This window comes from Streptomyces sp. NBC_00358 (assembly GCF_036099295.1).
Taxonomy (GTDB): Bacteria; Actinomycetota; Actinomycetes; order Streptomycetales; family Streptomycetaceae; genus Streptomyces.
Genome location: NZ_CP107976.1, coordinates 3,326,211 through 3,339,036 on the forward strand (window position 1 = coordinate 3,326,211; position 12,826 = coordinate 3,339,036).

The window sequence follows — 12,826 nt, forward strand, 5'->3', positions numbered from 1 at the left end:
CCTGTCTCCGCCCCGCTCCAGCCCGGCCGGCGCCCGTGCCGCGCACAGCAATCAGCCAATTGATGCCCGAAAAGAGGTAGGGCGCGACCGGAACAGTCGACGACACGGATTCGCGGAGCCACTTTGGTGTGAGCCTCGATCAATCACACCAAAGGAGCTCCAAGCCATTTCAATGATCGCACAGCACCCTTACCTTCCAGGCGGCTGTCGCCTTTTTCTCTTTAGGCCTACAAACCCATTAAGGTTGGGGCTCACGTCATTGATCTCAACGTACGCCGAGTAGAGGCGCGGGACAATAAAAACGAAGATCACTAGGACGTAGGAGCTAATCGCCGCAGAAAGGGCCGCCCAGAATCCGTAAAGGTGACCCTCTTTGGTTACACTCACGTTCATCCCGATGACCAGCGAGGCTACGTCAAACGCACACAAGAGGGAACCTGTAAGGAGATGTGCGGCCGTCTCGTCGAGCATACCTTTTTCTACTTCATAGCGACTGACTTCGGAAACACCCACCCACTCTTTAACTTTAAGCCGGAGAGCAGATAGGTGAGTAAATGCACTCAACATTCCACCCGCCAACAGAGCTACGCCAGTCAGCAGCGCTCCAGGTGTAGAAAGATGCCCTTTCTTCAGCCACATAAGGAGGAAGACCGCTATTGGGATAAGGAGTGCCGAGCGCGCCAATACGTCGGGTCTAGGGGGCGCATATCTGCCGTCTGTCAAACCCTTCCAGTGGCCACGCAGGACTGGGATAAAGTTGAACCGACTAAACAACTCACGCCTCCCCCTCGATTAGGAGACGGGCCAGTCGATGCCTACTTTCGCCGCAGGCTGGATCTCCAATGCCGTCTCTCTCACCGCAGCATAGAACCTAGGTGTGACAGGCTGGTGGTCCTCGGACAGGCGGTACGTGAAAACGTCGGTCATCTGCGTGGGCTTCACACGCTTGACCTGGCCGTCGGGGTCCTCGATCTGCACCCAGCCATCGTCAAGGTCCATGTCCGCGATCTGTGGACCGACGATTGCCGCCAACTGCCTAGCGCCCTGCTCGTTGGTAATTCCGGCTTCTCCAATCCCTTCTGTTCGCTTATTTCGCCGATACCAACCCTGCACAACCTGTACGGTCTTTTCCATTCGGCCCGAGATGGCCAGGGATGCAGTTATTTCCACATCCTTCACGGTGCGGGTCCTGCCCGCAGTAATAGCATGCCGCACCAGCACGAGGGTCTGAGCCTGTCCTTCACGAATCATCTCGGCAAGACGGTCTTCATCGGCCAGGGGGGATGCAGAGAGTCGCCACCAGACGCCTTCATTGTTTCCCTGAGTTGCCTCATCGCGGGATTTCTTAGTCATCCATCTGATGAGCGGTGCCACAGGGCAAGATCGACCAATCGACTCGACTGCAAGAATTCCGATGTCACCTTCCTCGGGAAAGGTGAGAATCACGCGAAAGAGATTGCTTGCAGCTTTATCCTTAATGTCGGTGTCGCTTCCCGAGGCGTCTCCAATAGCCATCACGTGGCTGCCAAATTTGCCTGCCCATACTGTTGCCCGGATGGTGTTGTCAACGGTCCGCACATCCTCGACGCGCAGAGCCAGCTTGCCGAACGCGCCTTCATCCTCCACCTCGGCTTGACCATCATCCGTGGGGTCGCCTACCGCTGTACCAACAGAAAGGATCTTCAGAAGAGACTCTGCTATCTCCTGGTACGGCTGCCCCTTGCAGTCGGCGAGGTCCAGAGGCGTTCGCTTGAAACCTCGGAATACCTGGAAGGTGAAAAGGCGGTAACCGTAGGAGGTCATGTCCGTTCCTGGGATCGAAGTGCTGCTTACTCGAAGCTGAATGACTGTCAGCTAGGTTACGGCACAGCCGCAGAAGGCACTTCAAGAATAAATGGCACTGAGTGTCCTGGATTTGCACGGAATCCTTCATTCCCGGAAATCGAAGATCCATAAGCGCTTCTCCTTGTCACGGAGTGCCAATCTTCGCGCGTATACCCGTCACCCTCCTGTGAGGAACGTCTCGTGATGTGGACGAGTGCCGATCTGTTGTGTCCGAGCTGAAAGTCCTTGTGGCTTGCTCTGGTTGAAGGAGCCAGCAGCGTGGCTGAGGGGGTGGGGGTGCAGCGAGGCATACGCGTGCGTGGTCGATCGGCTCAGCCGCCATCGTGGCTGACTGTCGGCGGCTGAGGTTTCAGACGGGGAACGGAGCAGGTTCCGGCCGTCCCACCCAGGTTGCTTCGGTACAGAGAGATCGCCGTGCCATAGCCAGTGCCAGAAGCAGGGGTCAGCAGCGATCAATAGGGGTGGCCAGCGGATGCATACACGACTGCTAGCTCGGCCGACGAAGCCGGAGGCCACCTGCTGTACTCCCGTGCCCCCAAAGCGGGGGTCCACCTCTCCGGCCGACGCCACCGCCGCCCCTGTCGGCCAACGCTCGACTCGGCCACTGAAACTCCGTCGAACCCATGGCGCGACCGTTAATCGGTGGCCGCAACACAAGGAGCAGCCAAGGGACAATCACCGAGGCGCAACGGAAAAGGCCGCACCAACCCAGTGAGGGAAGTGCTAGGCCACTAGCGGGCAGTTCGCCTACTCCAAAATGCCCTCGGATGGAGTCAGCCCGCTGCAGGCTCAGCAGGCGAGGTCAACAGCAGAGGCAGCGAAGTCGTCCTCGAGCTGCCGGGAAACGTCGTCCTTCACCTGCAGAACTTCAGCATCGAAGAGCATGGAGGTCAGCGCCTCGGTCAGGGGTGGGGGGACGGCATTGCCGATGATGACCTGAACCTCGGTGCGAGTCAGCTCGTAGCGAGGCTTGGCCCTCTCGTCGACGAACTTGAAATAGTCCGGGAAGCCTTGGATACGCGCGGCCTCGTGGGCTGTCAGACATCGGGGGACACCAGGATGGACAAACCGTCCGCGCCCCATCGTTGCGAAGCCGCTGGTAATGGTCTGAGACGGACGGTTCCACCACAGGCGGCCATACATTGAGGTGTAGTTGTGCTTGCCCTGGTGACACTCGGGGCGCTCTTCGTTCGGCAGATTGTGCTCGTCGTTCCTGAAGAGATACTCCATACGCCGCTGGTTATCCGCGTTGGGTATGGCAGCTTCATCGAAGAATGACTTCGGTCGCACGTCGAGCAGGTCGCCGATCGCCCAACGCAGGTCATGGGGTGTGGCATTGCGGTCTTCGATCTGCAGCAGGTCAGCAGCCGAGAAACCGAAAGGCAGCGCGTCTTCGCGGACGGCCAGCAGTATGTGGCGCTTGCGTGTCTGGGCCACGCCGAGCTTGAGTAGGTCGATACGACTGGTGGCGACTTCGTATCCAAGCTTCTTGAGGTGAACGATGGCGCGTGAGACCACCTGCTGCTTGTCATTGACAACGGCCAGCACGTTTTCGATGACGACTACACTGGGGCGCAAAACCTCTGCAGCGCGAGCCATACGCAAGTACAGGCGGTTCTTGGGATCATCGCGGCGGGTATGGTTATTGAGGTTACTGTGCCCCTGGCATGGCGGCCCGCCGATCAGGAGCTCCACCTCACCCACCATCGAGCGAGTCTCGGCCTCTTGAGCGGTCAACGAGGCGCCAAGGTCACCGTCAAAATAGGACTCGACGGTTCCCTGTTGGACGTTGGCCTCAGGAAAGTTGACCTTGAAAACCTTGGTAGGGGCTGCCTCGAAGTCAACTGCGAGGCGAACATCGAGCGAGACGTCATGCTTGTGGGCTGCCTGGGCGATACCGAGAGTGAGGCCACCGCAGCCGGCGAAGAGGTCCACGACTCGCAGGGAGCCGACCCCTCCCTCAAACTTCGGTCGCCGCTTGGCGCGCAAGGGGTACCGCTCACCCACGTGTGACCCCCATCTGGCACTACCTCTAGAACCGGCGGAACGAACGGTCATGGTACTCGATCAAGGATGAGCGCGCGGAGTAGACCGATACCTCAGCGTCGCCTGACGTGCCGACCAAGACGGTTCCACGCCTCACCTTCCGGCATCAGGGGCGCCCTGAGCGAGCTCGTCAACGGCCATCAGGTGCGCCGCCGCTGCTACCGCGGCTCGACGAGGCCTACGTCCCGTACGTCCTAAACGCGATCGCAGTAGCAACGCGCGCCTCAGCACCAAGCACGATGACCAAGATCCCCGGCACGGTCAGGCGCTGACGAGACAGGCGCACATCAGCGCCCTAAAACGGCATTTGATCTATCGTCAGGAGCGGTGACAGTTAGACTTTTGCAGCGCTCACGGCTCGGTCGACGAAGGACAGCAGCATGCCGCTAGAGGTCAACAAACACGTCCAACGAATACGTCGCTACCAGCCGTTTGATGTCGACGCCTCGGAGATGATCTACGAGCAGGCGGACCAGGCGGACCGGACGCAGTCACCGTACCCCGTGGCGACGCTGGAGTACCTGGTGACCGCCATTGAGCAACCAACCACGAAGACCATCGTCCTCACCGGGGACGCCGGGCACGGCAAGACGAGCCTGTGCGCGAACCTTCTGGCCGAGCTGAGGATGGGTGGCGAAACAATCCCATCAGATGTCCGAAGGACAGTTTTCAACGAGTTGCTCAAAGACGGAGACGCCGGCCGCCCCGTTGCCCTGACGCGTAGCGGGCGCCCGCTGTACATCCTCAGGGACCTCAGCGAGCTAAGCCTTCAGGCGGGCGCCCACAAGCTCGTGGAGCTGCTTGACCCCCCGGACGAGGGGGTCGCGATCATCTGTGCAAACGAGGGCCAGCTGCGTAAGTGCGTTGCCGAAGACGACAATCTCGACAGCGGCGGCACCGGGCGCGCCAAGATTTTGGGGAAGACCCTCACGGATGGCATTGCTCGTGGGCAGGTCAGCGACCCCGATGGCGCAGTCACTGTCATCAACCTCAACTACCAGTCCGTAGCGGCCGACAGTCGCACTGGTGGGTTCGTCCCTTGGGTTCTGAGGCAGTGGACGACCCCGCAATGGTCGCGATGGAAGCCCTGCGAGACGTGTGATGCGCGTGAGGTCTGCCCGATTCTGGCCAACCGCAACGAGTTGAACGATGCCACTCACGGGCCTCAGCGCCGGGCAGCGATCCGAGAGCTGTTTGCTGCCGCCGAGCGCGCCGGAGCCGTCGTCACGACTCGTCAGGCGCTCTCGGTGACCAGCTACATGATCACTGGTGGGCTGTCCTGTGAGAACGTCCACGCCAAGTACCAGCGGTCGCACTCGAACAGGTTGTGGCAAGCTCCCCACCTGTACCATCAGGCGCTCTTCGGTGACCAGTTGACCCAGCAACAGCGTCGTCGTGTTCCTGCATTCCTCACGCTGCGCAAGTTGGACCCGGGCAAGGTCTCTCGTCGCCAGGTTGACGACCGTCTCGATCCGGACACAGTCGGCCGGTTTCCTCCCGGGGATCCCAAAAGCTACCTACAGAAGGCCCGGACGACCCGAGACGCGCAGAAGCAGGCCGAACAGCTGCGGGGCTTGTACACGTTCCTGCGACGTGCTGACTTCTTCAACAGCATCGACAGCAAGGACCGGTTTGCCCGCATGGGCTTGCAGGCCGGCGACGACTTCGTCACTGTCCAGAACGAGAGGGGGGATCTGGCGGACACCACGGTGCGCGACCGTTTCCTCAAGGGTTTGGAAGCCGTCCAGGGTATCCACCGAGCCGGGAGCAACCCTGACTTCCTCGTGCTCGACCCCGCCTTCTTTGCCCAACGCGCCCGCGCAGCCGTGATCTCCCGACGGGTGTCCAGCAAGAACGTCGAGGTGGTCGACCAGGTCACCCAGTGGCAGAAGGAAGGCCGAACGGGGGACATCCCGGGGATGCGGAATGCTGTCGAGTGGCTCAACCGCTCCATCTTCATCCGGATCCCGGCCGTCGCTCCTGGCCAGGGCGCAGTTTCGGTCGAAGTGGATCTTCTGCGCTTCGAGTTGCTGACCCGGTGGGCCGCAGGGCTGCGTAGCGAGGTCCAGCACGAGGCCGAGATCCGCGGACTGAGCGGGTCTCTGGCAGACCTGGCTGACTCATTGAACAAGGATGACGAGATCCAGGTACTTGTGGGCAACGTCATGAGAAAGCTCATGATCGACGTCGGCGACAAGATCAGGTCGGTGCGGGCCTAATGGCTGATCGTTCCAAGTCAGAAGTCATCCGCCGTCTCTTCGGGGTAAATCTTGAACAGCAGGGCCGAGGCTTCTACGTCCCGCTGGAGATGCTCGCGATCGCCCGCGGCGTCTACCTGGCACATCAGGAAGACCCAGAGAAGCACGCGGGACTCCTGGACGCCGGAGACCGGGTCGCCTACAAAAGGACCTCACACGACCTGGCTCGGAGGATCGCAACCAAGGCCCCCATCGCTGAAGGCGACGAAGAACTCAGCAAAGCGGTCGAGCTGGACTCTCCCGAGACGTTGGAGACGCTCCACGCCCTGTTCTCGTCCCTGTTGGTCGAAATCCCGGGGCGCCGCAGTCAGCCCAGCTGGTTCGGGGCGCACATCTATCCGTTCGTCGGTGAACTCATCCACTACGACGCAGTCGACCGACCAATCGTCCAGCGCGGCGCCACCCCCAAGAAGAAGGAGCAGGCCAGGAAGCTCGCGGCCAAGGCCAAGGCGAAGGCTCCGAGCATCGAGCGCTATCTGTTCCGCGGCCCTGGGGGCTGGGCCTACAAGGTCCTGCGTAGCGACTCTGATCCTGACCGCAAGGCAGCGACCCGACAGGGCCTTGATGACCTCGTCCGGGACAGCGGCACCCCGCTTGGCAACCTCGCCAAGGCACTCAGCGCCCACGACTTCGACTACGACGAAGAGCCCTACGAAGACGATTCAGAAAGAGACATTGCTCTTTACGAGGACCTCAGCCCGTGGCCTGTCCTGCTGCGGATTGGGGCTCGTAACATCGTCGCCCGGACTACGACGCCCAGGGCCAAGCGCACCGAGAGCCTCATGCACTGGGTCCCCTATTGCTTGGCCCGCCACCAGCTTCGCCTCGCACGCAGGAAGCTGGGCCTTACCGATGGCGAGTCAATCCTCCTGGACTTCGGCAACGAGGCAACCCCGCTGCGCAGCGGGTCGCAGAAGAACCTCACCAGCTTCCGCAACGACATCGCCAACGCGATCAACGCCCAGGCCCGAGAAATGATCAACGAAGCCGAAGGCGACGAGGCTAAGAAGGGCCGCTACGAGCGATTCACCAAGGAGACCGGCAACGCGTTCGCATCGCCTCGAGCGTTCTTCAGTGAGACCCTCGCCGCTGTGGGAGCCCTGAACGCGACGGCCGGGCGCCGACACTTCACCATGAAGCCGCCGATGCTTGAGGCCCTGGTGTCTGCCACCATCCGGCAGGGCACGGAGATGGAGTTCGACCAGTTCTGTGCGCTGCTGTACAAAAACTACGGTCTAGTGGCGGAGAAAACGGTCGCGGCTGTGAGCCCGTTGGCCCATGAGGTCGACTCGTCGGTCTTTGAACACAACGGCAAGGCCTTCCGGGAGAAGCTGGCCGCTATCGGTCTGCTCACTCAGTATTCAGACGCAACCAGCATGGTACGAGGGGAGCCCCGTTGACCGACAGCAGCATCCGAGCGCTCGGCCGGTTCATCGCCGATGAAGCACTGCGCAAGGTCACTGAGACCAGCGGGGCCCGTGTCGGTCTGCGTATCAGTGGGTTCGATCAGCCGACCGTGGCCGAGGCCCTCCGTCGCACGGCCCAGAAGCTGTCCGAGTCGCCGGAACCTCAGGTTGTAGTCAAGGTAGGCACGTCCGAACAGATCGCTGGCGTACCCGATGAGTTCCTGCTGAATCGGGGAGACCAGCTGACCAAGTGGCGAAATTCCGGGCAGGGCACCGCGGTGCTGCTGTTCGAGTGGGGGCAGTCTCCGGACGCAGAGGGCCTGGCGGCCATGAACGCTCTTGACGACGCCCCGATCCTGGGCGACCACCATGACACCTCCAGCGAGCGTGGATTCGACAGGTTCATGGCAGATGTGTGGCGGGAGGCGGGTGGCAGCGGCACAGTTCCGGCCATGATGGCCGACTCTCTGCCGGAGATCTGGCGTGCCGTCACCGATGAAGATCCCCTGTCCTTGCACCGCTGGGCCGCCTTCCTCGTCGAGACGGCGCAGAGGGTCGTAGCAACTCGGGTCCACACACCTGACGCCGTCTGTACCGAGATTTCTGCAGCCCTGCCCGCTCTTGGCCTCTTCCCGGACCGGAGCCTCTTTGCCAAGCCTGCCGCACTGCCCGCCCGGATCAAGAAAAACGTATGCGTCAGCGCCTTCAAGCAGCCCACTGGCAAGGAAATCACCGCGGACGACCTAATAGACCGCATTGCCACGGCTGAGTTCAGCGAGGAATCCCTAGAACACATCGGTGCGGACTCAGAGACTGTCAAAACGCGCATGCGCGACCTCGTACTCAATCTCGACGACCGTGGGCCTGCCCTGCAGGATCGTCGTCAACTGCGCAGCGGGCAGGACCTGACCCTTTGGCTCGAGGTCTTCGAGCAAAAGTCCAAGAAGATTGGCCTTGGCCAGCAGGTCAAGCAGGAGATCGAGAGGACCGCCGCGGACCGAGTCGATGACTTCGACGCGATGATGATCGAAGAAGCGCTTGACCGCGGAGACCAGGAATCCGCCCAGCGCTTCCTTGACGAGGTACCCGCCAGCGGCGCTGAACCGCTGGCCGACCTGCTGTCCAAGCGTTCACGCCGCAAAGTTGAGAAGCTCGCCTTCCCAGACTCTCAGTTCGTCCAGGACCCACTGCGTGCCCTGCTGCGCGAGTTGACCTACTTCTCCGACGAAGAAGAAGGCTCCGTCGTCGTCCGACTTGAAGGAAACCAGGAAGCCGGGCGGTGGAGCCGCTGGTTGTTCGCCTTCCTGTACGCACGTACCCTGCGTGACATCCAGGAATCGACCAGTCTCCGCCTGACTCTGGAGGTCCAAGGCTGCCTGCTGGACGTGACCAAGCCGTCCCTGCCGGAGAACCAAGAAACCCAAGAACCGTTCGATCTAAATATCGAGTGGGCCCCGCTGCGCTTCCTGGTCGAAATGGACGGGGCCGCCCAGCGACGCTTTCGCTGGGACCCCATGGGCATCCCCGGACAGATAGCCCTGGCAGCCCTCATCGACAGCTGGCAACCCTCCCCTGGCCACGGCAGCAATCTGACCTTCGACACCTTCCTCGAGAAGTTCAACGACCCCCGGCAGTGGCAGACCGACGAACCGGTGCCTGCCCCTGAAACTCATTTCGCCGGCCGACTGGACCGCCTCAAGCGGAAGCACTTCGAGCGATTCTCCGAAGGGCTCGATGCCACGAACATCGGCGAATACGTACGCGAGTGGGAAGACATCCTCCGCGAAGCCCGCACCACCCTGGTTCCCGACAACGCTCCGGATGCAGACCTTGAGGCAGTCGTGCTGGCCGACATCGTCGAGCTGGCCAATCACCGCATGATGATGCTGGCCACCCACCCGTTGAAGCTGCGATGGCTGGCAAGGAACTACACAGAGACCTCCGACAGCATTGAGATTGCCCTCAACAATGAGGGAGGCCTGAGCCTCAACCAGGAGAACGAGGACCTCTTCTTCGACGCCATCGACCGCATCTCCCCACACGGAACGCCGGCGGTCCTCGTCGGGCCGCGTGGCACGATCGCCATCCCGATGCGGGAATCGGCCGGCCACGAGGAGTACGCACCGGTCCGCCGCGGCGGCAACGAGTCCAAGGAATGGCTCTCCAGCGTCGACGAGGCCGCGATCGACGAGATGGTCCGCGTCATCACCGACTACCTGACGACTTACCCTCACAAGCTTGACGGCCTACGCGTACTGCTTTTGGACCGCAACGGCGACCCTGTCCTGCCCGTGCGTGTGGCCAAGCAGGTACGGGCCAAGAATCCCCGTCTGAAGGTCGATCTGGTGGTCCTGGCTCCCCAGGCCACCCATCACGAGATCATCCAGGGTTTCGACCTGCAGTTCTCCGGCGCGGAGATGTCCGAGGACAGTTTCCTGCCCGACGTTCAACTCATCCTGCAGGCATGGGAGCCCGACCAGACAACAGACCTGTCGGGGCTGGAAGGCACCATCGACCTCGCCTTGGCTCCGGCACTGTTCGGCACCCAGACCAGTATCAAGGAGAGCACCAAGAAGGAATCCTTGTCGGGCTCCTTCAACCCCTGGAAGCACCCGGCCTCACACAACCTGGCTCAGACCAGCGAGAACGTCGTGAGAGCGCTGTTGCCCGAAACCGCCGACGAGACTCTTGAGTCCTGGTCCACCCTATGCGTGCGCTACGACCGCCGTTCCCCGGTCTCCCGGGAGAGTGTCGACGGCATCGACTATTTCGAGATGCAGGTGCAATTCGACCAGCACCAGGATCTGTTCGCCGAACTGCACAGCGTGGCCCACTGGGTCGTCACCCTTGACAGCTTCATTGGCCGTGAGCAGATCGATGCCCTGCGCAACCGCCCAGACGTCATCCTCGTCAAGCCGAGTGTCGGCAAGAACGAGTCGTACACCCTCATCGTCAGCTCACAGACCGGCAAGCAGTTCGTCGTCCAGCGACTACGACGCCGCCTGGAGCAAATCGGCGTCGTCACCCCGCAGGACTCCGAAGGCACCGCCAAGCGAATCTACGAGGTCGGCCGCAACGTGGCTCCTGGCGCCGTGCTGCGCTCCCTCGGCATCGGCACCACGGTCAACGAAGTCGTCGGCCTTGTGGCCACGCGGTTTGTCATCGACCAGCAGTTTCCCATCCCTCAGCAGGGCACGAGCCTCATCACCTGGATCAGCTTCGACGAGCACCACCGGTGGTTCGGTCGCGGACACAAAACCCGTGCCGATCTGGGCCGATTCATACTGACGGTCCAGAACGACGGCATCGTTCGCCTGGATGTCCTGGTGGCCGAGTCCAAGTTCCGCCAGACCTTCGACGTCGGCTCGGCGGAAGAGCAGCTCAACCGAACCACCGACCTGTGCAAGGATGCGTTCCGCTCGGACGGCGAGGCTCGCCACGACCGTCCCTTCTGGCTGGACGAGCTGGCCGCCGCGATCGCTCAGACAAGCGGAAACGCCCTACGAGCCGCAGAACTTCCAGCGCGCACCACAATCGGCAAGGACGACCATCGTCAGGTCGAAGCGAAGGTCCTAGACGCCCTGCGCTCCGAGGATGTTCAACTCGGTCAAGTCTCCGGCGTTGCCGTGGCCATCTCGGCCGAGGACGACCAGCCGGCCCCGGCGGTCAACACCTTCGGCAGGCACACCCTGGTGAGGCTGAACAAACACGAGCTGCTGAACCTCATCGGCGCTCTGCGCGCCAACCAGGACCCAACAGATGCCGACCACCTCGTTGACTCCTGGAACCTAAGTGAACCCGCGAAGATCCCCTACACGGTCATCAAACCCACCTCAGGCAGTTCCTCCGAACTCCTCACCCAGGAAGAGCAGGCAGCACCTGCCGAGGTTGCCATAGCGACTGCTCGAACGACCGTACCGAGCCAGGTAGTTGGCGGTGACACCGCAGCAGAGGCCAATCCTGACACTCTGAATAGCCACCGCGGTGGGCTCGGCGAGGAGGAGCTGAGGCTCCGATACAACAAAGTTCTCGACGTCTTCCATCGCCACAAGGTCGGAGTTACCGCTCCGGGGAACGGCAAGTGGCAGGAGGGGCCCGGCTTCTACATCTTCCGGTTCATCCCCGACCCTGGGGTCACCGTGGACAAGCTAACCAACCGACGCGACGAGATCTTTCTGGCCCTGGCACTGCCCTCCGGGTTCAGCATCCGCACCCGCAGCGACCGCGGCTCCGTGCTCTTCGAGATCCCCAAGATCGACGACGAGAAGTACGGGGTCGACGCCAAGGCACTGTGGCAGCGGTGCCCGGCCGACCCCGAGAGCCTCATCGCCCCGCTGGGCAGCGACATCGAAGGCAACCCGGTCGCCATCGACCTGTCCTCTGCGGACTCCCCACACTTGCTGGTAGCAGGTACTACCGGATCAGGAAAGTCCGTCGCTCTGGACACGATCCTCAAGGGCCTGGTCCGGTACGACAAGAGCGCCCTGCGGCTGCGTCTTGTCGACCCGAAAGGCACCGAACTCGTCGACTTCGAGGACGACCCTCACCTTGACGGCATGATCGGGATGGACGCCGCCGACGCCATCGAGATTCTTGAGGAAACCGTCGAAGAGATGGCCGTGCGTTATAGAGACATGAAATCAATCCGCACGCGCAAGCTCGTTGAGTACAACGCCCAGGTCGACCAAGCACTCCGAAAGCCGTGGATCGTCATCGTCCTGGATGAGTACGCAGATCTCACCAGCGATCCAGAGGAAAAGAAAAAAATCGAAGTGCTGCTCAAGCGCCTCACCCAGAAGGCCCGCGCTGCGGGCATCCACGTCATAGCCGCCACGCAGCGCCCGAGCGCGGACGTTATCTCGACGACCATCCGCTCCAACTTCCCCGCCCAACTCGCCCTGCGGGTCAAGACCGCGACCGACAGCCGCATCATCCTGGACGAAACCGGAGCCGAGGCACTGGCTGGACAGGGCGACGCCTTTCTGCACACTGCCAAGGGCACCATACGAGTGCAGGTTGCCTACGACGGGAGCTGACGAGGCCCAGTCTCGGCGAGGTTCGAAGGGCTGCGGTCCAAGGCGAATAACCTGGTGGAGCCGGGGCCGTCACGGGGATGATGAAAGACGCCAGCGAGCCTAATCCCCGGCGACAGCCACCTCTTCGTGCGACCTATACGTGGACAGCACCCCCTCCGATGCACCGCCTCAAGCTCTTTGACCAGCAAAAACAGGGTCTAGGCCCAATGCCCTCCGGAACTGTTGCAGCAGTGCA

6 protein-coding genes are annotated in these 12,826 nt (G+C 61.8%); 3 read left to right on the plus strand and 3 right to left on the minus strand.

Annotated features, from left to right (window positions below; genetic code table 11):
* Nucleotides 1-189 precede the first annotated feature (189 nt).
* The 3 genes from OHT01_RS13775 to OHT01_RS13785 form a co-directional block, all read right to left on the minus strand.
* Entirely contained in the window at nt 190-723 is a 534-nt protein-coding gene (locus tag OHT01_RS13775; protein ID WP_328553437.1) for a hypothetical protein, read from the minus strand.
* Between the two features lie 69 nt (nt 724-792).
* On the minus strand, nt 793-1,803 hold the full coding sequence (locus tag OHT01_RS13780; RefSeq protein ID WP_328553438.1) for a hypothetical protein: 1,011 nt from the start codon (nt 1,801-1,803) through the stop codon (nt 793-795).
* Nucleotides 1,804-2,634: 831 nt separating this feature from the next.
* Complete coding sequence (locus OHT01_RS13785) at nt 2,635-3,780, minus strand: DNA cytosine methyltransferase (protein WP_328553439.1); 1,146 nt, start codon at nt 3,778-3,780, stop codon at nt 2,635-2,637.
* A gap of 491 nt (nt 3,781-4,271) precedes the next feature.
* On the opposite strand from OHT01_RS13785, the gene OHT01_RS13790 reads away from it, so the two are divergent.
* From OHT01_RS13790 to OHT01_RS13800, 3 genes are read left to right on the plus strand one after another with little or no spacing between them, the layout of a single operon-like run.
* Entirely contained in the window at nt 4,272-6,110 is a 1,839-nt protein-coding gene (locus tag OHT01_RS13790) for a hypothetical protein (protein ID WP_328553440.1), read from the plus strand.
* Nucleotides 6,110-7,549 carry a hypothetical protein gene (locus tag OHT01_RS13795; RefSeq protein ID WP_328553441.1) on the plus strand — a complete coding sequence of 480 codons (1,440 nt, stop codon included), beginning with the start codon at nt 6,110-6,112 and terminating at the stop codon, nt 7,547-7,549. The genes OHT01_RS13790 and OHT01_RS13795 overlap by 1 nt, the downstream gene beginning before the upstream one ends.
* Nucleotides 7,546-12,591 carry an FtsK/SpoIIIE domain-containing protein gene (locus OHT01_RS13800; protein ID WP_328553442.1) on the plus strand — a complete coding sequence of 1,682 codons (5,046 nt, stop codon included), beginning with the start codon at nt 7,546-7,548 and terminating at the stop codon, nt 12,589-12,591. The genes OHT01_RS13795 and OHT01_RS13800 overlap by 4 nt, the downstream gene beginning before the upstream one ends.
* Nucleotides 12,592-12,826: the final 235 nt, after the last annotated feature.